General features: G+C 66.8%; 23 protein-coding genes. 15 read left to right on the plus strand and 8 right to left on the minus strand.

Annotation, left to right across the window (positions count from 1 at the left end; all coding sequences use genetic code 11):
- The first annotated feature begins 61 nt into the window (after positions 1 to 61).
- From BN3385_RS16435 to BN3385_RS16455, 6 genes are all read left to right on the plus strand, one after another.
- Entirely contained in the window at positions 62 to 256 is a 195-nt protein-coding gene (locus BN3385_RS16435; protein WP_059018156.1) for a hypothetical protein, read from the plus strand.
- A gap of 127 nt (positions 257 to 383) precedes the next feature.
- The gene (locus BN3385_RS29345; protein WP_353612230.1) at positions 384 to 476 is read left to right on the plus strand and encodes an Ms4533A family Cys-rich leader peptide; all 93 of its coding nucleotides are present in this window, start codon (positions 384 to 386) and stop codon (positions 474 to 476) included.
- A 118-nt stretch (positions 477 to 594) separates the two neighbouring features.
- Positions 595 to 1,629 (plus strand): sulfate ABC transporter substrate-binding protein, encoded by a 1,035-nt coding sequence (locus tag BN3385_RS16440; protein ID WP_059018158.1) that lies wholly within the window; start codon positions 595 to 597, stop codon positions 1,627 to 1,629.
- Positions 1,626 to 2,507 carry a sulfate ABC transporter permease subunit CysT gene (gene cysT / locus BN3385_RS16445; protein ID WP_059018160.1) on the plus strand — a complete coding sequence of 294 codons (882 nt, stop codon included), beginning with the start codon at positions 1,626 to 1,628 and terminating at the stop codon, positions 2,505 to 2,507. Before BN3385_RS16440 ends, cysT begins: the two co-directional genes overlap by 4 nt.
- Positions 2,504 to 3,316, plus strand: coding sequence for a sulfate ABC transporter permease subunit CysW (gene cysW / locus BN3385_RS16450; RefSeq protein ID WP_059018162.1), 813 nt, complete (start codon positions 2,504 to 2,506; stop codon positions 3,314 to 3,316). The genes cysT and cysW overlap by 4 nt, the downstream gene beginning before the upstream one ends.
- A gap of 22 nt (positions 3,317 to 3,338) precedes the next feature.
- On the plus strand, positions 3,339 to 4,361 hold the full coding sequence (locus BN3385_RS16455) for a sulfate/molybdate ABC transporter ATP-binding protein (RefSeq protein WP_059018164.1): 1,023 nt from the start codon (positions 3,339 to 3,341) through the stop codon (positions 4,359 to 4,361).
- On the opposite strand, the gene BN3385_RS16460 is transcribed toward BN3385_RS16455, so the two are convergent.
- The 3 genes from BN3385_RS16460 to BN3385_RS16470 are packed head-to-tail and all read right to left on the minus strand — an operon-like array spanning position 4,358 to position 7,477.
- On the minus strand, positions 4,358 to 5,080 hold the full coding sequence (locus BN3385_RS16460; RefSeq protein WP_059018166.1) for a sirohydrochlorin chelatase: 723 nt from the start codon (positions 5,078 to 5,080) through the stop codon (positions 4,358 to 4,360). The two genes, BN3385_RS16455 and BN3385_RS16460, sit on opposite strands and share 4 nt — an antisense overlap.
- Entirely contained in the window at positions 5,059 to 5,772 is a 714-nt protein-coding gene (locus tag BN3385_RS16465) for a phosphoadenylyl-sulfate reductase (RefSeq protein WP_197415225.1), read from the minus strand. Before BN3385_RS16465 ends, BN3385_RS16460 begins: the two co-directional genes overlap by 22 nt.
- Before the next feature lie 28 nt (positions 5,773 to 5,800).
- Positions 5,801 to 7,477, minus strand: a complete 1,677-nt coding sequence (locus BN3385_RS16470; RefSeq protein ID WP_059018170.1) for a nitrite/sulfite reductase — start codon at positions 7,475 to 7,477, stop codon at positions 5,801 to 5,803.
- Positions 7,478 to 7,785: 308 nt separating this feature from the next.
- On the opposite strand from BN3385_RS16470, the gene hemW reads away from it, so the two are divergent.
- Positions 7,786 to 8,961, plus strand: coding sequence for a radical SAM family heme chaperone HemW (gene hemW / locus BN3385_RS16475; protein WP_059018172.1), 1,176 nt, complete (start codon positions 7,786 to 7,788; stop codon positions 8,959 to 8,961).
- Here hemW and BN3385_RS16480 read toward each other — a convergent pair.
- From BN3385_RS16480 to BN3385_RS16490, 3 genes are all read right to left on the minus strand, one after another.
- On the minus strand, positions 8,958 to 9,197 hold the full coding sequence (locus BN3385_RS16480; RefSeq protein WP_059018174.1) for a hypothetical protein: 240 nt from the start codon (positions 9,195 to 9,197) through the stop codon (positions 8,958 to 8,960). The genes hemW and BN3385_RS16480 overlap by 4 nt on opposite strands.
- Positions 9,198 to 9,361: 164 nt before the next feature.
- Positions 9,362 to 9,610, minus strand: a complete 249-nt coding sequence (locus tag BN3385_RS16485) for a hypothetical protein (RefSeq protein WP_059018176.1) — start codon at positions 9,608 to 9,610, stop codon at positions 9,362 to 9,364.
- A gap of 234 nt (positions 9,611 to 9,844) precedes the next feature.
- A complete protein-coding gene (locus tag BN3385_RS16490; RefSeq protein ID WP_059018178.1) occupies positions 9,845 to 12,091 on the minus strand; it encodes a bifunctional SulP family inorganic anion transporter/carbonic anhydrase in 2,247 nt (748 codons plus the stop codon).
- Positions 12,092 to 12,397: 306 nt separating this feature from the next.
- Here BN3385_RS16490 and BN3385_RS16495 point away from each other — a divergent pair, with 306 nt between their 5' ends.
- The 5 genes from BN3385_RS16495 to BN3385_RS16515 all read left to right on the plus strand — a co-directional run bounded on the left by BN3385_RS16495 (position 12,398) and on the right by BN3385_RS16515 (position 16,051).
- Positions 12,398 to 13,171, plus strand: a complete 774-nt coding sequence (locus BN3385_RS16495) for a response regulator transcription factor (protein WP_059018180.1) — start codon at positions 12,398 to 12,400, stop codon at positions 13,169 to 13,171.
- Complete coding sequence (locus BN3385_RS16500; protein WP_059018182.1) at positions 13,168 to 14,652, plus strand: sensor histidine kinase; 1,485 nt, start codon at positions 13,168 to 13,170, stop codon at positions 14,650 to 14,652. The genes BN3385_RS16495 and BN3385_RS16500 overlap by 4 nt, the downstream gene beginning before the upstream one ends.
- 166 nt (positions 14,653 to 14,818) lie before the next feature.
- A complete protein-coding gene (locus BN3385_RS16505) occupies positions 14,819 to 15,064 on the plus strand; it encodes a hypothetical protein (RefSeq protein ID WP_059018184.1) in 246 nt (81 codons plus the stop codon).
- Between the two features lie 242 nt (positions 15,065 to 15,306).
- Complete coding sequence (locus tag BN3385_RS16510) at positions 15,307 to 15,552, plus strand: hypothetical protein (protein WP_059018186.1); 246 nt, start codon at positions 15,307 to 15,309, stop codon at positions 15,550 to 15,552.
- Positions 15,553 to 15,805: 253 nt separating this feature from the next.
- Complete coding sequence (locus BN3385_RS16515; RefSeq protein ID WP_059018188.1) at positions 15,806 to 16,051, plus strand: hypothetical protein; 246 nt, start codon at positions 15,806 to 15,808, stop codon at positions 16,049 to 16,051.
- Between the two features lie 77 nt (positions 16,052 to 16,128).
- Here BN3385_RS16515 and BN3385_RS16520 read toward each other — a convergent pair whose 3' ends face one another.
- Positions 16,129 to 16,443 carry a type II toxin-antitoxin system VapB family antitoxin gene (locus tag BN3385_RS16520; protein ID WP_059018190.1) on the minus strand — a complete coding sequence of 105 codons (315 nt, stop codon included), beginning with the start codon at positions 16,441 to 16,443 and terminating at the stop codon, positions 16,129 to 16,131.
- 210 nt (positions 16,444 to 16,653) lie between these two features.
- Here BN3385_RS16520 and hrcA point away from each other — a divergent pair, with 210 nt between their 5' ends.
- From hrcA to BN3385_RS16535, 3 genes are read left to right on the plus strand one after another with little or no spacing between them, the layout of a single operon-like run.
- Positions 16,654 to 17,691 (plus strand): heat-inducible transcriptional repressor HrcA, encoded by a 1,038-nt coding sequence (gene hrcA, locus BN3385_RS16525; RefSeq protein WP_059022040.1) that lies wholly within the window; start codon positions 16,654 to 16,656, stop codon positions 17,689 to 17,691.
- 27 nt (positions 17,692 to 17,718) lie between these two features.
- Complete coding sequence (gene dnaJ / locus BN3385_RS16530) at positions 17,719 to 18,861, plus strand: molecular chaperone DnaJ (RefSeq protein WP_059018192.1); 1,143 nt, start codon at positions 17,719 to 17,721, stop codon at positions 18,859 to 18,861.
- A 5-nt stretch (positions 18,862 to 18,866) separates the two neighbouring features.
- The gene (locus BN3385_RS16535) at positions 18,867 to 19,622 is read left to right on the plus strand and encodes a 16S rRNA (uracil(1498)-N(3))-methyltransferase (protein WP_059018194.1); all 756 of its coding nucleotides are present in this window, start codon (positions 18,867 to 18,869) and stop codon (positions 19,620 to 19,622) included.
- A 10-nt stretch (positions 19,623 to 19,632) separates the two neighbouring features.
- On the opposite strand, the gene BN3385_RS16540 is transcribed toward BN3385_RS16535, so the two are convergent.
- Entirely contained in the window at positions 19,633 to 20,811 is a 1,179-nt protein-coding gene (locus BN3385_RS16540; protein WP_059018196.1) for a LuxR C-terminal-related transcriptional regulator, read from the minus strand.
- Positions 20,812 to 20,827 lie beyond the last annotated feature (16 nt).

The raw sequence follows: 20,827 nt of genomic DNA on the forward strand, positions 1-20,827 counted from the left end.
CGTAACTTTGCTGCTCACACCGATGGCGGTGGGGTAGCGGCGGCGGCCTAGGCTGGGGTGCGTGACCGGGATCCTGAGTTGGTGGGACGGCGTGGAGCTATGGCTGTCCGGGCTCGGGTTCGTGCCGCAGGTGATCATCGTGATGCCGGTGGTGCTCGCACTGGCCTACGGCATCGCGTGCGGGGTGGACGTGGTGCTGGGCAACGGCATCAAAGCGCTGCACTGGATTCGTCGCGATAGAGAGGAGCGGCGGTGAGCGGGATGCCCCGGTCGCGGGTGACGCTGGCACTGGTCGCGCTGCTGATTCTCGTCGTCATCGTGTGGCTGCTCAACCGCTGACTCCCCAACCGGCCTCACACCGGAACTCTGTTAAGCTTCGCGCCATGCAGTCGGCGACCGGTTACGGCGAGGGCCACATTCTGGCCCTCATTGCCGTCGGTGCTTGCGCCGTTGCTGATGTCGCTTGTTGTCGCTGACACCCCTACCCGTCCGCGGTCTGGTGTCGGTGATGGTCATGGCAATTCGCTGATGAAACATCGCCATTCCGTTGCGACGGGTTCGTTCCGCCCGACCCCGTAACGAGAAAGGCCCGTAATGCAGAGATTCCCCGCCGCCCGTCGCTGGCGCACGGCCGCCGCGCTCGCCGTCACCGCCACCGTGCTCGCCGCGTGCGGCGGCGGCTCCAGCGATGTCGCCGGTGACGGTGGCGGCAGCAAGGCCGACACCACGCTGACGCTGGTCGCCTACGCCGTGCCGGAACCCGGGTGGAGCAAGATCATCCCGGCCTTCGCCGCGACCCCCGAGGGCAAGGGCGTCGCGGTCACCACGTCCTACGGCGCTTCCGGTGACCAATCCCGCGCTGTGGTCGACGGCAAGCCCGCTGACATCGTGAACTTCTCTGTCGAACCCGACGTCACCCGGCTGGTGAAGGCCAACAAGGTCGCCGCCGACTGGAACAAGGACGCCACCAAGGGCATCCCGTTCGGGTCGGTGGTCTCGCTGGTGGTCCGCAAGGGCAACCCGAAGAACATCAAGGACTGGGACGACCTGCTTCAGTCCGGTATCGAGGTCGTCACGCCGAGCCCGTTGAGCTCCGGTTCGGCCAAGTGGAACCTATTGGCCCCGTACGCCGCCAAGAGCAACGGTGGCCAGGATCCGCAGGCGGGCCTGGATTTCGTCAACAAGCTGGTCACCGAGCACGTCAAGACCCGTCCGGGCTCCGGCCGGGAAGCCACCGACGTGTTCCTGCAGGGCACCGGTGACGTGCTGATCAGTTACGAGAACGAGGCCATTAACGTCGAGCGGCAGGGCAAGCCCGTCGAGCATGTCAATCCGCCCCAGACGTTCAAGATCGAGAACCCCGTTGCGGTGGTGACCACCAGCGCGCACCAGGACAAGGCCACCGCCCTGAAGAACTTCCTCTTCACCCCGGAGGGGCAGAAGATCTGGGCCGAGGCCGGCTTCCGCCCGGTCGACCCGGCTGTCGCGGCCGACTTCGCGGCCGATTTCCCGACTCCGCAGAAGCTGTGGACGATCGCCGATCTCGGTGGGTGGACAACGGTAGATCCCGCGCTGTTCGACAAGGAAAATGGGTCCATCACGAAGATCTACAAGCAGGCAACTGGATGACGGCAGCCGTAGAACCGAATCCTCAGGCGGTCCGGCCCGAGCTCACCGGCGGTGAGCCGGGCCGGCCGTCCGGTTTCCTGGCCGGCCAAACCGGTACGACGAGGTTGCGGGTCGGTGCCGCCTCGATCTGGCTGAGTGTCATCGTGCTGTTGCCCCTGGCCGCGATCGTCTGGCAGTCGGCCAAGGGCGGGTGGGCGGCGTTCGTCGCCGCCGTCACCTCTAACGCCGCGGTGGAATCGTTCCGGGTGACGTTGACGATCTCGATCGGCGTCACCCTGATCAACGCGGTGTTCGGGCTGCTGGTGGCCTGGGTGCTCACCCGCGACGAGTTCCCCGGTAAGCGGCTGGTCGACGCCGTCATCGACCTGCCGTTCGCGCTGCCCACGATTGTCGCGAGCCTGGTGATGCTGGCCCTCTACGGGCCTAACAGCCCCGTCGACCTGCATCTGCAGCACACCAAGTGGGGCGTGGGCATCGCCCTACTGTTTGTCACGCTGCCATTTGTGGTCCGCTCGGTTCAGCCGGTGCTGCTCGAACTCGACCGCGAGGTTGAGGAGGCCGCGGCGTCGCTCGGGGCCACCAACTTTGTGATCTTCACCAAGGTGATCCTGCCCGCGCTGCTGCCGGCACTGCTGTCCGGCGCCGGGCTGGCGTTCTCCCGCGCCATCGGCGAGTTCGGCTCAGTGGTGCTCATCGGCGGTGCGGTGCCAGGGGAGACCGAGGTGTCCTCGCAATGGATCCGGACACTCATCGAGAACGACGACCGAACCGGTGCCGCGGCGATCTCCATTGTGCTGCTGGTGATCTCGTTCCTCGTGCTGTTCGTTCTGCGGGCGGTCGGTTCGCGCGCGGCCAAGCGTGAGGAGCTGGCGTCGTGATCCTCTCGCCGCTGGTGCGCTACCTCACCCGGTATGCGGCGCTGGCCTACATTCTGGTGCTGGTGCTTGTTCCCGTCGGGCTGATCCTGTGGCGCACCTTCGAGCCGGGAGTCGGTGAGTTCTTCGCGTCGATCACCACGCCCGCTGCGATCTCGGCGCTGCAGGTATCGCTGTTGGTGGTGGCCATCGTGGTGCCGCTCAACGTGGTCTTCGGTGTCCCGACCGCATTGGTCCTGGCGCGCAACAAGTTCCGCGGCAAGGCGGCACTGCAGGCAATCATCGACTTGCCGTTCGCGGTGTCCCCGGTGGTCGTGGGTGTCGCGCTGATTCTGCTGTGGGGGACCGCCGGCGTGTTCGGCTTCGTGGAGAACAGCCTGGGCTTCAAGATCATCTTCGGGTTCCCCGGCATTGTGTTGGCGAGCATCTTCGTGACGGTGCCCTTCGTCATCCGGGAAGTCGAACCCGTCCTGCACGAATTGGGCACCGACCAGGAAGAGGCTGCTGCCACACTGGGTTCCAGCTGGTGGCAGACATTCTGGCGAATCACGCTGCCGTCGATCCGCTGGGGCCTGACCTACGGCATCGTGCTCACGGTCGCCCGTACCCTGGGCGAGTTCGGCGCGGTGATCATGGTGTCGTCCAACCTGCCCGGCAAATCCCAGACTCTGACCCTGTTGGTGTCCGATCGTTACAACCGCGGCGCCGAGTACGGCGCCTACGCCGTTTCGACTCTTCTGATGGCGGTCGCCGTCATCGTCCTCGTCGTCCAGGTCATTCTCGACGCCCGGCGTACGCGGGCCGCCGAGTGAGCCAGACAAGATTGGAAAAGTCATGACCAATGCGATCACCGTCAGCGGCGCCAATAAGCGCTACGGCGATTTCGTGGCCCTGGACAACGTCGACTTCGCGGTGCCGTCCGGCTCGTTGACCGCCCTGCTCGGTCCCAGCGGCTCAGGCAAGTCCACCCTGCTTCGGGCCATCGCCGGCCTCGATCAGCCGGACACGGGCTCGATCACCATCAACGGTCGCGATGTCACCAATGTCCCGCCGCAACGGCGCGGAATCGGTTTCGTGTTCCAGCACTACGCGGCGTTCAAGCACCTGACCGTGCGCGACAACGTCGCGTTCGGACTCAAGATCCGCAAGAAGCCCAAGACCGAGATCAAGGAGAAGGTGGACAACCTTCTCGAGGTGGTCGGCCTGGCCGGCTTTCAAACCCGTTACCCCAACCAGCTTTCCGGCGGTCAGCGTCAGCGGATGGCGCTGGCGCGGGCGCTCGCCGTCGACCCCGAGGTGTTGCTTCTCGACGAGCCGTTCGGCGCCCTGGACGCCAAGGTCCGCGAGGATCTGCGGGCGTGGCTGCGCCGGCTGCACGACGAGGTCCATGTGACCACCGTGCTGGTGACCCACGATCAGGCCGAGGCGCTCGACGTCGCCGATCGCATCGCCGTGCTCAACAAGGGCCGGGTGGAACAGGTCGGCACCCCCACCGACGTCTACGACAGTCCGGCCAACGCCTTCGTGATGTCGTTCCTGGGCACCGTGTCGTCGCTCAACGGAATTCTGGTGCGTCCGCACGATATTCGGGTCGGTCGTAATCCGGAGATGGCCATCGCGGCCGGCGACGGCACCGCTGAGTCCACCGGGGTCACCCGCGCCACCATCGATCGTGTCGTTTATCTGGGTTTCGAGGTCCGTGTCGAGATGACCAGCGCCACCAACGGTTCGCCGTTCACCGCACAGATCACTCGTGGCGATGCCGAGGCACTGGGCCTCAAAGAGGGTGACACCGTCTACGTGCGGGCCACCCGGGTACCGCCGATCGCTGGCGAAGTGCAGGTCGCGGCGAGCTAGGCCGCGGCGCGCCGCGCCACCGCCGCATCGAACCGGTCGAGCACCGTCGCGGCGACCAGTGGATGCGCGCCCAACGGCGCGGCCATCACCAAGCCGTCGGTCTCGGCGATCGCGGCGACCCGGTCGGTGATGCGCCCCGGCGCGATGAACCACGGCGCCAGCACCACCCGCCGGGCACCGGACTGCCGCAGCAGTGCGATTCCGTCGCGCACCGACGGGTGCGGACCGGTGGCGTAGGCCACCTGCGTGCCCGCCCAGTCGGTTCCGTCCTGCAGTGCCTCGGCCAGGGTTGCGGTGCGGGCGTTGGCCTGTGGCCGTGACGAGCCGACGGCCACCACGAGCACGCCCACCTCGCGGGTGTGCGCACTGACACCGACCTCGGCCAGGCGTTCGCGCAGGACGCTCACCAGGCGCGGATCCTCGCCGAGGGTGTCGGCCTGCAGCACGTCGGCACCGGCATCGGCGATCATCGCCGGGATGTCCACTCGCGCGTGGTAGGCGCTGGCCAGCAGCAGGGGAGTGACCACCGCCGGAGCGCTCTGCGCCCGCAGCACATCACGCAGATTGGGAGAGTTCTGCTCGCAGAACGCCACTCGGACATCCAGCGCCGGACGCTGCAGCCGGATCTGCTCGGCCACGGCGTGCGTCACCACCGCCGAACGCGGGTCGGCACTACCGTGTGCCGTCAGCACCAGCGTCACGAAACGTGAAGTCCGCATTCGGTTTTGGACAGACCCTGCCACCGCCCACTGCGCGGATCGGCGCCGTCGACGGGCTTGGCGGTGCACGGCGCGCAGCCGATCGACGGATACCCTTCGTCGACAAGCGGATTGACGAGAATGCCGTTGGCGTTGATGTAGTCCTGCATGTCCTCGTCGGTCCACGCCGCCAGTGGGTTGATCTTCACCAGGCCGAACGCCTCGTCGAAACTGATCAGCGGCGCGTTGGCCCGAGTGGGCGATTCGACCCGTCGGATCCCGGTCACCCAGGCCGAGTAACCCGCCAGCGCCTTGCGCAGCGGGGTGACCTTGCGCAGCCGGCAGCACTCGTTGGGGTCGCGGGCGAACAGGTCCTTGCCCAGCAGCTGGTCCTGCTCGGCCACGGTGTGCTCAGCCGTCACGTTGACGACGCGCACGTCATAGACCGCCTCGACCGCGTCGCGGGTACCGATGGTCTCGGCGAAGTGATACCCGGTGTCCAGGAACAGCACGTCCACCCCGGGGCGCACCTTGGCGGCCAGATCGACCAGCACGGCGTCCTGCATGTTCGACGCCACCACGTAGGTACCGGCGAAATGCTCGTCGGTCCACGCCAGCAGGTCGGCAGCACCGGCGCCGTCCAATTCGGCGGCACCGCGTTCTGCCAGTGCCCGCAGGTCAGCCTCGGTCATCTCATGCACCCCAATAGTCATCGCTGCCTTCTTCTCTTCGCGCGAGCGCTCATCGCAAATCAGCCTCGTCAGCGCGTACCGCCCACTGGGCGAAACGCTCTCCCTCGGTCCTTTGTTTCACGAAGTTGCGGACGACACGCTCGATGTAGTCACCCAGTTCGGTGGACAGCACCTTGTGCTGACGCAGCTTGCGGCCAAAGTTGCTGTCCAGACCCAGGCTGCCGCCCAGGTGAACCTGGAAGCCCTCCTCCGGGCCGTTACCCTCGTCGACCATCTGGCCCTTGAAGCCGATGTCGGCGACCTGGATCCGGGCGCACGAGTTGGGGCAGCCGTTGATGTTGACCGTCACCGGCACATCGAGCGTGGAGTTGATGTCCTCCAGGCGCTTCTCCAGATCAGGCACCAGGCTCTGGGCGCGCACCCGGGTCTCGGCGAAGCTCAGCTTGCAGAACTCGATTCCCGTGCAGGCCATCAGGTTGCGCCGCCAGTGCGACGGTGAAGACGGCAGGCCGATCGCGTCCAGGGAAGCGACGAGCTTCGCCACATTTTCGTCGGGGACGTCCAGGACGATGAGCTTCTGATACGGCGTGAACCGGACCCGCTGGGAGCCTGCCGCTTCGGCCAGGTCGGCGACCTTGGTCAGGATCGTTCCCGAGACCCTGCCCGCGATGGGCGCCACGCCAACGGCATTGAGTCCGTTCTTCAACCGCTGCACGCCGACGTGGTCGATCGGGCGCACCACCGGCTCCGGCGCCGGCCCGTCGATCAGGGGACGCTTGAGGTACTCGGTCTCGAGAACTTCCCGGAATTTCTCGACGCCCCAGTCCTTGATCAGGAACTTCAGCCGGGCCTTGGAGCGAAGTCGCCGGTAACCGTAGTCACGGAAGACGCTGACGACGCCCTCCCACACGTCAGGAACCTCGTCGAGCGGCACCCACGCGCCGACCCGCTGGCCCAGCATGGGATTCGTCGACAACCCACCGCCGACCCACAGGTCGAAACCGGGTCCGTGCTCAGGGTGGTTGACGCCGATGAACGCGACGTCGTTGACCTCGTGCACCACGTCCTGCAGACCGCTGATCGCGGTCTTGAACTTGCGCGGCAGGTTCGAGTACTCGGGCTTGCCGACGTAGCGGCGCACGATCTCCTCGATGGCCGGCGTGCCGTCGATGACCTCGTCCAGTGACTCTCCGGCCAGCGGCGAACCGAGCACAACACGCGGGCAATCGCCGCAGGCCTCGGTGGTCTGCAGGCCGACCTCGTCGAGCCGGCGCCAGATCTCCGGCATGTCCTCGACCCGGATCCAGTGGTACTGCACGTTCTCGCGGTCGCTGATGTCGGCGGTATCGCGGGCGAACTCGGTCGAGATTCCACCCAGCGTGCGCAGTGCCGCAGTGGTCAGTGCCCCGCCATCGCTGCGCACCCGCAGCATGAAGTACTCGTCTTCGAGCATTTCGGTGTTCTCGTCACCGGTCCACGTGCCGTCGTAGCCGGGCTTGCGCTGGGTGTACAGACCCCACCACCGGAACCGGCCGCGCAGGTCGCTCTTGTCGATGCTGTCGAAGCCCTGCTTGGCGTAGATGGATTCAATCCGGGCCCGCACGTTGAGCGGGTTGTCGTCCTTCTTGCTCTGCTCATTCGGATTGAGCGGTTCGCGGTAGCCCAGGGCCCACTGGCCCTCGCCGCGTCGTTTTGCTGGCCTGGCCGCATTGGTCGGCTGGGTCATGAATCGGTGCTCCTGGGAGTCAAGGAGCCGGCGTTCGAAGTGCGCACATCACCGGTGAGCTGTTCCGGCGGCGCAGATCCGGCGGCCAGCTGAAGAACAGGGTGGGCGGGGGTCTACGGCGTCAAGCCAGACAACAACAGGTACAGACGCGCTTGAAATCGACATGGCGCCGGGCCACCAGCGCACCGTTGCGCAGGGTCTGAGGGGCAGCCATGGCGGTCATTCTGCCATGAACGGCCGCGATACCTCTAACCGGGCCAGATTTGTGCTCGCGGTGAGCAAAAGTCGAACTCTGCGACACTGGCAGCATGTCGGTTCGCTCCGGTCCGGTCGCGGTGCCCGACCTCTCCATCACTCCGGGCACGGCGTTCGGCATCTATGTTCACGTGCCGTTTTGCGCCACCCGGTGCGGGTACTGCGACTTCAACACCTACACCGCCGGCGAGCTCGGCGGGGCCACGCCGGAGGGCTGGCTCGCGGCCGCCCGCGCTGAACTGGCGATGGCCGCCGATCTGCTCGGGGACGTCGCGGTCGACACCGTGTTCGTCGGCGGCGGCACACCGTCGCTGCTCGGCGGTGACGGACTCGCGGCGGTGCTGGCCGCCGTCGCCGACCACTTCCCGCTCGCCCCGGATGCCGAGGTCACTACCGAGGCCAACCCCGAGTCGACGTCGGGCGGCTTCTTCGAGCAGATCCGCGCGGCGGGGTACACCCGGGTGTCGCTGGGCATGCAGTCGGCGGTCCCGAAGGTGCTGGCCACCCTGGACCGGACCCATTCGCCCGGGCGTGCGCTGCAGGCGGCCGCCGAGGCGCGGGCGGCCGGCTTCGACCATCTGAACCTGGACCTGATCTACGGCACCCCGGGGGAGACCGACGACGACCTGCGCCGGTCGGTCGATGCGGTGTTGTCCGCGGAGGTGGACCACGTGTCGGCGTACGCCCTCGTCGTCGAAGAGGGCACGGCGCTGGCCCGTCGGGTGCGGCGCGGTGAGATCACCCGGCCCGATGACGACGTCCTGGCACATCGGTACGAACTGCTCGACTCATGGCTGTCCGAGGCCGGTCTGCAGTGGTACGAGGTATCCAACTGGAGTACCCCCGGCGGTGAGTGCCGGCACAACCTGGGCTACTGGAACGGCGGACAGTGGTGGGGAGTGGGCCCCGGTGCCCACGGTTTTGTCGGCGACGTCCGTTGGTGGAATGTCAAGCACCCCAACACCTACGCCCAGCGGATCGATGAAAGGCGCTTGCCGATAGCCGATTTCGAGCGCCTCGATGGCCATGACCGGCACGTCGAGGATGTGCTGTTGCGGATCAGGCTGCGCAGTGGACTGCCGGAGAGCCTGCTGACTCCCAACGAACAGGTCCGTGCCGAACGAGCGGTTGACGACGGTCTGCTGACCCGTGCGGGCCATCAGTTCGTGCTGACGCCGCGGGGCAGGCTGCTCGCCGACGCGCTGGTGCGCGACCTGCTCGACGACTAGCCGATGGGTTGCTGCATCATCGGCATCGGCATGTTGCCGAACAGCAACTGCTGGGTCGCCAGGTCCGGCGCTCCCGGCGACATCGAGTGACCCGGCTTCTCGCAGGTTGACGTCACCGAGTTGTCGCGGCACTCGGGCTTACCTGAGCCGGCGTGCGCCGGTGCCGATAGGCCGACGGCCAGAGCGGCAGCTGCCGCCAGAAGCATGGCCGCTCGATATGCGTTGTGGCTGTTCATGCTTGGCCTCCTCGCTGGTTGTGATGACACAACGGTAAGGCGGTGGCCAGTGTGTAGTCACGACATTCATAGCGCGGCCATATATGTCCGCACATGCAGCAAGGCCGCGAGGAGACCTCGGGTGAGGTTCCGTCGCGGCCTTGCGCTCGGGAGGTGGTTACTCGTTAGCCGAGCAGCCACATCGGCGACATGGGCCCGAATCCGAAGCGGCCGAAGCCGAATCCCTGATTAGCCCGGGCCGGCGGATCGACCTGGATCGAGGCGTGGCCCTGGCGCTGGCACACCGAGGCCTGCCCGTGGGTTCGGCAATCGGTGACATTGGATGCGGCCTGCGCGGGGGGCGCGACGGCGATGGCCGTGGCGGCCGCCGCGGCGGCGAGGAATGGGGCGAAGTGACGGAGCCTGATTATCATCGTTGATCCTTTCGTGGCTCTAGTGGTCTTCACTGCTGATTAGTCATGATCACTAAGTCGTCGCCTGCAAGTCTCACCACCTCCGTTGGCTGATGGGCTGAGTTGTAAGGTGCTCGGCTGCAACCTGTTTCGTTCTCTCTGCCCGATAACTCAACGGTATGTCAGTGGTGATTAACAGTCACGTTACTCATATCGAAATCACATGAGGCACAGAAGAGTTCACCTATAACTAGCTCAACCAGCCTGGCGCTGTGCCACTTCGAGTCCGCGGTTGACCGGCGTGACATTGAGAACCCGGGCGGTGGGGATGTCGTAGAACAACCCGATCACGCTGAGCTGACCCGCCGCCAATCGGTCGCGCACCAGGGGATGATTCATCAGAGTCTCGACCTGCACGTCGACGTTGACGATGCCCAGCTGGTCCACCTCGTCGAAACCTTCCTCGGCGGCCTCCCGGGCAAGCGGATGGTCACCGCCACGGAACGCCGACACCGCAGGCTCGGCGTGACCGAGCCACGATTTCAGATGATCCCCGCCGATGGCGCGGTCCGGTTCGTGACCCAGCAGTGCGCACATCGCGCTGCAGCCCGAGTGTCCGCACACCACGATCGAGGACACCTTGAGTTGTTCCACGGCGTAGGCGATCGCCGCCTCGACTGAGGAATCGACCTGCCCGACCGGTACCAGGCCGCCGATGTTGCGCACGGTGAACAGGTCACCGGGACCACTGCTGGTGATTGCGTTCGGCACGATCCTGGCGTCGGTGCAGGTGATGAAGAGGGTCTCCGCGTGCTGTGCGTTGGCCAGTTTCTCCATGTGCGGCCGCATGTAGGGCGCCGTGCGCCGGTGGTAGACATCCAGCCCGGCGAGCACCGCGCGCGGCGCTGTGCGGCTCTGCCACGCGCTCCACGGCACCACGCCGAGCCTCTTGTCGATCGGCGTGAACGCGCGGGATGGAGGTCCGGCCAGGGCGCTGCGCAGTTCGACGGCGCCGACCTCCTGGAGCACGACCGTGCCGCCTGAGGCCTCGTGCTGCGTGCGCCAGTCCTCGATGGCCTGCTGCGCCGCGTGATCGATGAAATCGACCGATATCTCCAAGGTGACCCGGGTGCCGGCCGGGACGGACGCCAGGGTGTGATGCAGCCGGGGCAGCGACAGGAAGGTGCACGACCCCTCGACTCCGACCCGCCATTCACCCGGGCCGGTCTGCTCAGCATGGATTCGTGCCCGCGCCACCCGCCACACCGTCAGGGCCACGGCGAGCGCCAGGCCCAGCAGCACCCCCTCGAGCAGGTTGAGGAACACAACACCGAGCAACGTGACCAGGTAGACGGCGATATCGCCGGTCCGGCGAGCGGTCTCGATATGAGTGATCTTGACCAGCTGGATGCCGATCACGATCAACAGGCCGGCCAGCGCGGCCGTCGGAATCTGCTCGGCCAGGCCGGCGAACGGCAGCGCGAAGACCAGCACCCAGACCGCGTGCAGCATGGTCGACGCCCGGGTCTTCGCCCCGGCCGCCACATTGGCCGAGCTGCGCACGATCACGCCGGTGATCGGCAGGCCACCGATGGCGCCGGAGACGACGTTGGCCGCCCCCTGTCCGACCAGTTCCCGGTTGAGGTTGGAGCGTGCTCCGGTGTGCATCTTGTCCACGGCGACGGCCGTGAGCAGGCTTTCGACGCTGGCGATCAGGGCCACCGTCACCACGCCGGTGGCGAAGGCGCCCCAGTTTCCGTCGGGCAGGCTGGGCAGGGCGAACGCGTCGAGCAGGGAGCCGTTGAGCTGGATGCGCGGTACGCCGGGGGCGGCCAGGGCGGCGACCGCACTGGCGACGACGATGGCGACCAGCGGCCCGGGCACCTTGCGGATGGGCTCGGGCACCCAGCGCCAGGCGACGAGGATTCCGATGACCAGGAGACCCACCAGCATTCCGGTGTGATCGGCGGAGAACAGCTGCATCGGAAGCTCGGTCAGGTTGGCCCAGGCGGAGCTCTCCGAGCTACCGCCGAGCAGCACGTGGACCTGCTGCAACGCGATCGTGATGCCGATCCCGGCCAGCATGGCGTGCACCACCATCGGCGAGATGGCCAGCGCCGCCCGGCCGACGCGGCTCATCCCGAACAGGATCTGCAGGACGCCGGCGCACACTGTGATGGCGCAGGTCACCGCCCAGCCGAACTCGGCCACCAAGCCGGCCACGATCACGGTCAGCCCGGCGGCGGGGCCGCTGACCTGCAGCGGCGAGCCGCCGAGAGCACCGGCGACCAGGCCGCCGACGATCGCGGCGATCAGACCGGCCAGCACGGGTGCGTTGGAGGCGATCGCGATGCCGAGCGACAACGGCAGGGCCACCAGGAACACCACCAGTGAGGCGGGCAGGTCGTAGCGCAATGCCGAACGTATGCCACTCCCACCGCCCGGCGTGTTCTCGGTGACTACCGGCCGGTCATCGCTTGCGAGTTGAGCGGACTGTTGCACGGCACATGCTCCTGTCGTCGGTTGGTGACGCACAGGTCAGGGGAGCGCTGGCGACGGGTGCGAGAAGCACTTTCGCCCAAGCGATTACAGCCCGTTGACCATGGCGCCAGGCCACTTCATAAGGGCCACAGTAGGTATCGCCGTGGAGCCCTTCAACGGACACATAGAAAACCCATATCTAACGAACTAGCAAGGCAAATATGACATTTCGATAACGACGGTGGCCCTTTTGCATGGGCAACATTTGAAACTCATATGTAGTTCATGACAGCCGAATCAGCGCTCACAACAATTAAAGTCATGATTATGTCGGTCAGTCCCAGTTCGCCCCGCTCCCGGCGTCCGCGGCAAGCCATCCTCGGTCAGCTGCCGAAGATCACCCGGGCTGACGGGACACCCATTCGAGTACTGCTCGTCGATGACGAGCCCGCGTTGACCAACCTGGTCAAGATGGCCCTGCACTACGAGGGCTGGAACATCGAGGTCGCCCGTGACGGCGGCGAGGCGGTGGCCAAGTTCAAGGAGTTCGAGCCTGACCTGCTGGTCCTGGACATCATGCTGCCCGATACCGACGGGTTGCAGGTGCTCAAGATGATCCGCGAGTCCGACCAGTACACGCCGACGCTCTTCCTGACGGCCCGGGACTCGGTGATGGACCGGGTGACCGGACTCACCGCCGGCGCTGACGACTACCTGACCAAGCCCTTCAGCCTCGAGGAGCTGGTGGCCCGGTTGCGCGGCCTGCTGCGGCGATCCAAGGCCATGACGGCGGAGGAGGAGGAGACCTTGCGGGTTGGCGGGCTGGTGCTGGACGGCTCCAGCCGCGAGGTGACCCGCGACGGTGAGGAGATTTCACTCACATCCACCGAGTTCGAGCTGCTGCGCTATCTCATGCGCAATCCGAAGCGCGCCGTGACCCGGGCCGAGATCCTGGACCGGGTGTGGAACTACAGCTTCGGCGGCCGGTCCAGCATCGTCGATCTGTACATCTCCTACCTGCGCCGCAAGATCGACGACGGACGGGAGCCGATGATCCATACCGTACGAGGGGTGGGCTACATGCTCCGACCGCCGCAATGACCCGTCCGTGGTGGCAGCCGCGGTCCCTGCGCCGGCAACTCGCACTCGGGGTGCTGATGATCGTCAGCGTCTCGCTGATCGGGGTGGGCGCGGTCTCCGTGTCGAGTCTGCGAGCCGAGGCGATGCGACTGTCGGACGACAATGTCAGCGACTCGCTGGCCGCCTTCAGCTATGCATACGCCAAAAGGGAACGTGGTCAGTCGACGACGGCACAGGACTCGCAGCACGGGTCATCCGGGGAGTTGGCTGCTTTCCAGGGGCAGGCGCCGGGAACGGTGATCGCCGTGCTGCGCAACAACTCTGCGGTCTATGCGGCGGTCTTCAGCGACGGTGAACCCACGTCGGCGCCGGATGACGCACTGCACGCATTGGAAACGATCAACTGGGCGAAGGCCGGCAACAAGTCGGTGGATCTCGGTGCTCTCGGTCAGTACCGGGTCGGTAGCCGTGAATTGCCCAGCGGTGATCGCTTGGTCTCGGCGGTGTCGCTCGAGCAGGCCAACAAGACGCTGGCGCAGGAGACCGCGATCGTGGTCCTGCTCGTGCTGTTGGCCCTGGTGGCGACGGCTGTGGGGACGATCTGGATGGTCAGCTACTCCCTCAAGCCATTGCGCCGGGTCGCCGCGGTCGCCGGAGAGGTTGCGGCACTGCCGCTCACCGATACCGACCACCGCATCACCGCGCGGGTCGACGAGATCGACACAGATCCGGAAAACGAGGTGGGCATCGTCGGGCACACCCTGAATCGCTTGCTCACCAACGTCGATCAGGCGCTGGCCGATCTCGCCGAGACCGACCGGCGGATGCGCCAGTTCCTCGCCGATGCCAGCCACGAACTGCGAACGCCCCTGGCCGCGATCCTCGGCTATGCCGAATTGACCAGGCAGGAAAGCGATGTGCTGCCTGAAACCACCGAGTATGCCCTGGCGCGTATCGAGGCTGAATCGCGCCGGATGACCGCACTGGTGGCGGATCTGCTACTGCTGTCCCGGCTGGACGAGCGCCAGGACCTCGACATCGAGGACATCGAGCTGGGTGACCTGGTCGCCGATGCCGTCACCGACGTCGCTGTCACGGCACCGGAGCACCACTTCGTCGTAGACCTTCCCGACGAGCCGGTGTGGGCACCGGGTGATCGGGTCCGCGTGCATCAGCTGCTGGCGAATCTGCTTGTCAATGCCCGTGTTCACACTCCACCGGGGACCACGGTGACCACGTCGCTGCGCAGCCGCACGGTCGACGGCGTCCCGATGGTCGAGTTGGCGGTGAGTGACGACGGCCCAGGTATTCCCGCCAACATCCTGCCCAATTTGTTCGACCGGTTTGTCCGGGCCGACAAGGCGCGCTCGCGTGAGCTCGGGTCGACTGGTCTGGGACTCGCGATCGTGCGGTCGATTGTGGAGGCGCACAACGGCACCGTGTCGGTGGCGTCGACCCCGGGCAGCACGGTATTCCTGGTTCGGTTGCCTGCCGCGTCGTGAGTTGAGCCCGGCCAACATTTGGGTTCTCTATGAGATTGATGCCGAGGCGCGTGAGGCTTCCTATCCTTGAGTCATGGGACCAAGGGTGATGAAACAAACGAGGGCCCAGCGGTTTTCGGATACGGGAACCGGCACACAGTACGACTTGTCACAGAAAGGGATCATCATGTCCATCAAGCTCCGCTACCTGACTCCGTTCCTGATCGCCGGCGCCGCCGCCACGGCCATTGCGGCTGCTCCCGCTGCCTCGGCGGCCACCGTGGGCTCACCGACCTGCCGCGATGCCGGCAACGCGTCGGTCTGCCAGAAGCAGGGCCACGCCTCGATCAGCGTCAGCCCGCGGGATTCGGTCAGCCAGCCGCTGTCCGGTCCGGGCCAGCTCAGCCTGGCCCAGTTGTGGGCGCTCGGCTAGAACCTGACTCCCTAGCCGGCAAGGCCGCGACGGGTACCTCGACGACGAGGTCCCTCGCGGCCTTTGTCGTGTATGAGCCATGCACGTCGGCCAACATATGATTTCGATATGAGTTGAGTGCCAACATATTTGGCCACAAATAAGATTGAGATGTGGGTCGGGGACGATCAAACAGACTACGGCCCAGCGGTTTTCATACCGGGAACCGGATCGCAGCAGGACCAAACCAGAGAGGGATCGCAATGTCTGTCAAGCTCCGTCACCTGACCCCGTTCATGATCGCTGGTGCCGCCGCCGCGGCGATCGCTGCCGCACCCACTGCGTCAGCCGGCATCGCGGACACGCCGACCTGCCGTGAGAGCGGGAGCGTCTCGGTGTGCCAGAAGCAGGGTCACGCCTCGATCAGCACCAGCCCGCAGGACAGGGTCGGTTCGCCGATGTCCGGACCAGGACAGCTGAGCCTGGCCCAGCTGTGGGCGCTCGGCTAGTCCTCACCCGCTAGCCGGCAAGGCCGCGAGAGCCGCCTCGATGACGAGGCGCCTCGCGGCCTTGTGCCGCTTTAAACGACTGTGACACAACATAATCTGCAACATTTGAAGTCTCTATGAGGTTGATGCGATGAGCGTGGGTAGTTCCTATCCTTGAGTCATGGGACCAAGGGTGATGAAAGAAACTAGGGCCCAGCGGTTTTCGGATACGGGAACCGGCACTCCGCAAGACTCACGACAGAAAGGGATCGCCATGTCCATCAAGTTCCGCCACCTGACCCCGTTGCTCATCGCCGGCGCCGCTGCCGCTGCCATCGCTGCGGCCCCCGCCGCGTCAGCGGCCACCGTCGGTTCGCCCACCTGCCGCGACGCCGGCAATGCGTCGGTCTGCCAGAAGCAGGGTCACGCCTCGATCAGCGTCAGCCCGCGGGATTCGGTCAGCCAGCCGCTGTCCGGACCCGGGCAGCTGAGCCTCGCCCAGTTGTGGGCGCTCGGCTAGTCCTCACCCGCTAGCCCGCAAGGCCGCGACGGCCGCCTCGACGACGAGGCGCCTCGCGGCCTTGTTGTCTGTGCGGACTAGTACGCGCCGGCCGTGCCGGCATCCATGTCGTAGACCCGGGCATGCAGCACGGTGCGGTTACGTAGCGCCGCCCGCACCGCCCGGTGCAGACCGTCCTCGAGGTACACCACGCCGTGCCACTTCACCGCATGCGGAAACAGGTCGCCGTAGAACGTCGAGTCTTCGGAGAGCAACCGATCCAGCGCCAGCACCGTGGTGGTGGTGACGAGTTCGTCGAGCCGGATCTGCCGGGGCGGAATCTGCGACCAGTCGCGGTAGGTCAGACCATGCTCCGGATACGGCTTACCTTCGCGGACACCCTTGAAGATCATCGACGCACCATCCGGAGCTGAACCCCCAGGGCTGGCGTCACCATTTGAGCAAGGCTAGTCGTTGCACGGCGGAATGCCAGCGCTGGGCGAAGTTCGGTGCGCCGGTGACCACCGCGTGACGCGCCGCGCCGTGGGGTGGCACTCGGCGGCCGTGGGTGCTAATTGTGCAGATGATGGCCGTAAAATGGAGACGACTTGGAGGTGTACCAGATGGGAAGTGCTGACGACCGTCGCTTTGAGGTGCTCCGTGCCATCGTCGCCGACTTCGTCGAGACGCAGGAGCCGATCGGCTCCAAGGCCTTGGTCGAGCGCCACAACCTCGGTGTCTCCAGCGCGACCGTGCGCAACGACATGGCTGTGCTGGAGGCCGAGGGCTACATCGCCCAGCCGCACACCAGCTCCGGCCGGGTGCCCACGGAGAAGGGCTACCGCGAGTTCGTCAACCGGCTCGATCAGGTCAAGCCGCTGTCGTCCCCGGAGCGGCGCGCCATCCTGCAGTTCCTGGAGTCCGGTGTCGACCTCGACGATGTGCTGCGCCGGGCGGTGAAACTGCTGGCCCAGCTCACCCGGCAGGTCGCGATCGTGCAATACCCGACGCTATCCACCTCGACCGTGCGTCACCTCGAGATTGTGGCACTGACCCCGGCGCGGCTGCTGATGGTCGTCATCACCGATTCCGGCCGGGTGGACCAGCGCATCGTCGAACTCGGCGACACCATCGACGACCACCAGCTGTCCCAGCTGCGTGAGCTACTCGGCCAGGCGCTGGAGGGCAAGCGGCTGGCCGCGGCCTCGGTGGCGGTCGCCGACCTGGCGGCAAGACTCGACGGCTCCGGCGGTCTGGGCGATGCAGTGGGACGCTCGGCCACGGTCTTGCTGGAGTCGTTGGTCGAGCACAACGAAGAGCGGCTGTTGATGGGTGGCACCGCCAACCTGACCCGCAACACCGCCGACTTCGGCGGCTCGCTGCGCACCGTGCTGGAAGCCCTCGAAGAGCAGGTGGTCGTTCTTCGGTTGCTGGCCGCCCAGCAGGAGGCGGGTAAGGTCACGGTGCGGATCGGTCACGAGACCGAGGCCGAGCAGATGCTCGGAACCTCGGTGGTGACCACGACGTACGGCAGCTCGAACACCGTGTACGGCGGCATGGGTGTGCTGGGCCCGACGCGGATGGACTACCCGGGAACGATCGCCAACGTCGCAGCGGTTGCGATGTACATCGGCGAAGTCTTGGGCAACAGAACCGGCTAGCCGGCAGAGATTTTCGAAAGGTCAAGCGTGGCACGCGACTACTACGGCCTGCTCGGGGTGAGCAAGGGTGCGAGCGATCAGGAGATCAAGCGCGCCTACCGCAAGCTGGCCCGTGAACTGCATCCCGACGTCAATCCTGACGAGGAAGCCCAGCATAAGTTCAAGGAGATCAGCGCCGCCTACGAGGTGCTGTCGGATCCGGAGAAGCGGCGCATCGTCGACCTCGGCGGTGATCCGCTGGAGAACGGCGCGGCGGGCAACGGCTTCGCCGGGTTCGGCGGGCTCGGCGACGTGTTCGAGGCGTTCTTCGGTGGCGGCACCGGATCGCGCGGTCCGGTGGGCCGGGTCCGTCCCGGCTCGGATTCGCTGCTGCGGATGCGGCTGGATCTGTCCGAGTGCGCGACCGGGGTGACCAAGCAGGTCACCGTCGACACCGCGGTGCTGTGCGATATCTGCCAGGGCAAGGGCACCCACGGCAACTCGACCCCGGTCACCTGCGATATCTGCGGTGGCCGCGGCGAGGTCCAGACCGTCCAGCGCTCGCTGCTGGGCCAGGTGATGACGTCGCGTCCCTGCCCGCAGTGCCGCGGCGTCGGCGAGGTGATTCCCGACCCGTGCCACCGCTGCGGTGGTGACGGCCGGGTGCGCGCGCGACGCGACATCAGCGTGAAGATCCCGGCCGGTGTCGGCGACGGTATGCGGGTGCGGCTGGCCGCCCAGGGCGAGGTCGGGCCGGGCGGCGGGCCGGCGGGCGACCTGTACGTCGAGGTTCACGAGCAGCCCCACGACATCTTTGTGCGCGACGGGGACGACCTGCACTGCACGGTCTCGGTGCCGATGGTCGATGCCGCGCTGGGGACCACGGTCACCGTCGATGCGATCCTGGACGGGCTGACCGAGATCACCATCGCGCCGGGCACCCAACCCGGGTCGGTGACCACGCTGCGCGGCCACGGCATGCCGCACCTGCGCTCCGGTGTGCGCGGCGATCTGCATGCCCATATCGAGGTCGGCATCCCGACCAAACTCGATGCCCGCACCAAGGAACTGCTGACCGAGATCAAGACGCGCGGTCACGAAGAGGCCGCGGTGCGCTCGGCCCACGCCCAGACGGCCAACTCCGGTGGCGGGCTGTTCAGCCGGCTGCGGGAAACCTTCAGCGGCCGCTGACGCCGTTGGCCGACACGCTGTTCTACACCGATGCCGTCCCGGCGGTCGGCCAGACCGCCGTCGTCGAGGGCGACGAGGGCTTCCACGCCGCGACCGTGCGCCGGATTCGGCCCGGTGAGGTGCTGGTGCTTTCCGACGGTGCCGGTGCGCTGGCCCGCTGCGAAGTCGCCTCGGCGACCAAACGCGGGCTGACCGCCACGGTGCTGGAACGCTGCGACGCCGCGCGGCCGGTTCCCGAGGTGACGATCGTCCAGGCCATCCCGAAGTCGGAGCGCTCGGAGTTGGCCATCGAATTGGCCACCGAGGCCGGCGCCGACGGGTTCATCGCCTGGCAGGCCGCCCGCTGCGTGGCGCGCTGGGATGGCGAGCGCGCTGAGAAGGGTCTTCGTCGCTGGCGTGCGGTGGCCCGCTCGGCGGCCCGGCAGTCCCGCCGGCCGTGGATTCCCGATATCAGCGGGCCGCTGACCACCGGGGCGTTGACCGAGCTCGTGACACAGCGGGTCGGTGCCGGTGCGGTGGTGCTCGCGCTGCATGAATCGGCCGACGTAGCGCTGGCCGATATGCCTGTCGCACAAGCAGATTCGATCCTGCTGCTGGTCGGGCCGGAGGGTGGGATCAGCGACGAGGAGCTGGCCGCTCTGACCACCGCGGGCGCCAGAACGGTCCGGTTGGGGCCTACCGTGCTGCGGACGTCCACCGCGGCGGCGGTGGCCCTCGGCGCCCTCGGTGTGCTGACTCCGCGCTGGGCGTTGCCGTCCTAGCGACCCGTCGTCAGACTCCGGTCGCAGGAGTGCCCAGCCGGGCGTAGATCGATGCCGCCTCGGCCCGGTTGGTGGCGTGCAACTTGCGCAGCACCCGCTTCACATGGGATTTCACCGTGCCCGGTGAGATCACGAGTTCGTCGGCGATCTGCTGGTTGGTGCGGCCGTCGGCCATCAGTCGCAGCACCTCGACCTCGCGGCGGGTCAGCATCTCATTGACCCGCGACGTGGCGGTGGCCAGTATCCGGCCAGCCGGACTGCGTTCGGCGGGTTCCACCTTGCGCAGTTCCAGGTCGGCGTCCTGCAGGGCCTGGGCGGCCTCTTCCGCGGTGGCCAATGCCGCGCGCACCTCGGCGTGCTGGCGGCGCATCCGCTCGACCAGCACGGTGCGCTCGAAGGCGTAGCCGAAGCCCTCGGCGAACGCCCACACCGTGTCGCGGTCGATCTCGTCGACGGTGCGCCCGCTGTAGAGCCGGTCGGCGTGCAGGAAGCCGATCACCCGGCCGGTCGGCATCACCGGCGCCGCCACGTAGGAGCGGGTCAGCGAGAAATCGATGATCGGCCGGTTAACCCGCGGGTCGTTGCGTGCGTCACGCACGATCGCCGGCGCGTGCCGGCGAATCATGGCCGTTTCCAACAACATATGGTCCAGCGGCGGCGCCACCGACTGGGCGAAGGCCACCATCTTCTCGGCGCCCTCGACATCGTCGCCGAAATACGCCGACTCCATCACCATGCGTCCGTCATGCACCCGGAACAGGACGGCGCGGTCGAACCCGCAGCACTCGACGAGCTCGCGCGGAGCGCGGTCGACGATCGCGGCCACCTCGTCGACGGCGCGCAGCTTGCTCAGTCCCTCCTGCACCTGCAACAGCGCCATCGCGCGGCGGCGCGCCCCGTCCTCGATCAGTTGGCGTTCCAGCAGCGACAGGTCGAGCACCGCTTCCAGTGCCGCCAGGGCGCGTTCGTCACCGACCGCCTCAAGCGTGTCCCGCACGATTGCGGCCTGCACGTCGATGGATTCGGCCACCGACCGGATCGGGTCGGTGCCGGGTTCGACGCCGCCGGTCTTGCAGGCCTCGGCGTAGCGACGCGACACCGGGCTCTGCGGCGCGGGCTTGGAGGCCCACCCCGGGTGGTTGCCGTCGGCCAGAGCACTGGCGGACAGAGGTTCGCTGGCAAGGGTCACAGTGCGTCGATCGTCG

The organism is Mycobacterium sp. M26 (genome assembly GCF_001494595.1).
In the GTDB taxonomy this organism is placed as follows: Bacteria; Actinomycetota; Actinomycetes; order Mycobacteriales; family Mycobacteriaceae; genus Mycobacterium.

Bases quoted from the DNA above. Each gene is read 5' to 3' on its own strand.
- BN3385_RS16460 (WP_059018166.1), bottom strand. From the start codon at position 5,080: ATGCGGACTTCACGTTTCGTGACGCTGGTGCTGACGGCACACGGTAGT.
- BN3385_RS16455 (WP_059018164.1), top strand. From the start codon at position 3,339: ATGACCAATGCGATCACCGTCAGCGGCGCCAATAAGCGCTACGGCGAT.
- BN3385_RS16465 (WP_197415225.1), bottom strand. From the start codon at position 5,772: ATGACTATTGGGGTGCATGAGATGACCGAGGCTGACCTGCGGGCACTG.
- BN3385_RS16515 (WP_059018188.1), top strand. From the start codon at position 15,806: ATGTCCATCAAGTTCCGCCACCTGACCCCGTTGCTCATCGCCGGCGCC.
- BN3385_RS16500 (WP_059018182.1), top strand. From the start codon at position 13,168: ATGACCCGTCCGTGGTGGCAGCCGCGGTCCCTGCGCCGGCAACTCGCA.
- cysT (WP_059018160.1), top strand. From the start codon at position 1,626: ATGACGGCAGCCGTAGAACCGAATCCTCAGGCGGTCCGGCCCGAGCTC.
- BN3385_RS16470 (WP_059018170.1), bottom strand. From the start codon at position 7,477: ATGACCCAGCCGACCAATGCGGCCAGGCCAGCAAAACGACGCGGCGAG.
- BN3385_RS16485 (WP_059018176.1), bottom strand. From the start codon at position 9,610: ATGATAATCAGGCTCCGTCACTTCGCCCCATTCCTCGCCGCCGCGGCG.
- hemW (WP_059018172.1), top strand. From the start codon at position 7,786: ATGTCGGTTCGCTCCGGTCCGGTCGCGGTGCCCGACCTCTCCATCACT.
- BN3385_RS16520 (WP_059018190.1), bottom strand. From the start codon at position 16,443: ATGATCTTCAAGGGTGTCCGCGAAGGTAAGCCGTATCCGGAGCATGGT.
- BN3385_RS16440 (WP_059018158.1), top strand. From the start codon at position 595: ATGCAGAGATTCCCCGCCGCCCGTCGCTGGCGCACGGCCGCCGCGCTC.
- hrcA (WP_059022040.1), top strand. From the start codon at position 16,654: ATGGGAAGTGCTGACGACCGTCGCTTTGAGGTGCTCCGTGCCATCGTC.
- BN3385_RS16480 (WP_059018174.1), bottom strand. From the start codon at position 9,197: ATGAACAGCCACAACGCATATCGAGCGGCCATGCTTCTGGCGGCAGCT.
- BN3385_RS16495 (WP_059018180.1), top strand. From the start codon at position 12,398: ATGTCGGTCAGTCCCAGTTCGCCCCGCTCCCGGCGTCCGCGGCAAGCC.
- BN3385_RS29345 (WP_353612230.1), top strand. From the start codon at position 384: ATGCAGTCGGCGACCGGTTACGGCGAGGGCCACATTCTGGCCCTCATT.
- BN3385_RS16510 (WP_059018186.1), top strand. From the start codon at position 15,307: ATGTCTGTCAAGCTCCGTCACCTGACCCCGTTCATGATCGCTGGTGCC.
- BN3385_RS16505 (WP_059018184.1), top strand. From the start codon at position 14,819: ATGTCCATCAAGCTCCGCTACCTGACTCCGTTCCTGATCGCCGGCGCC.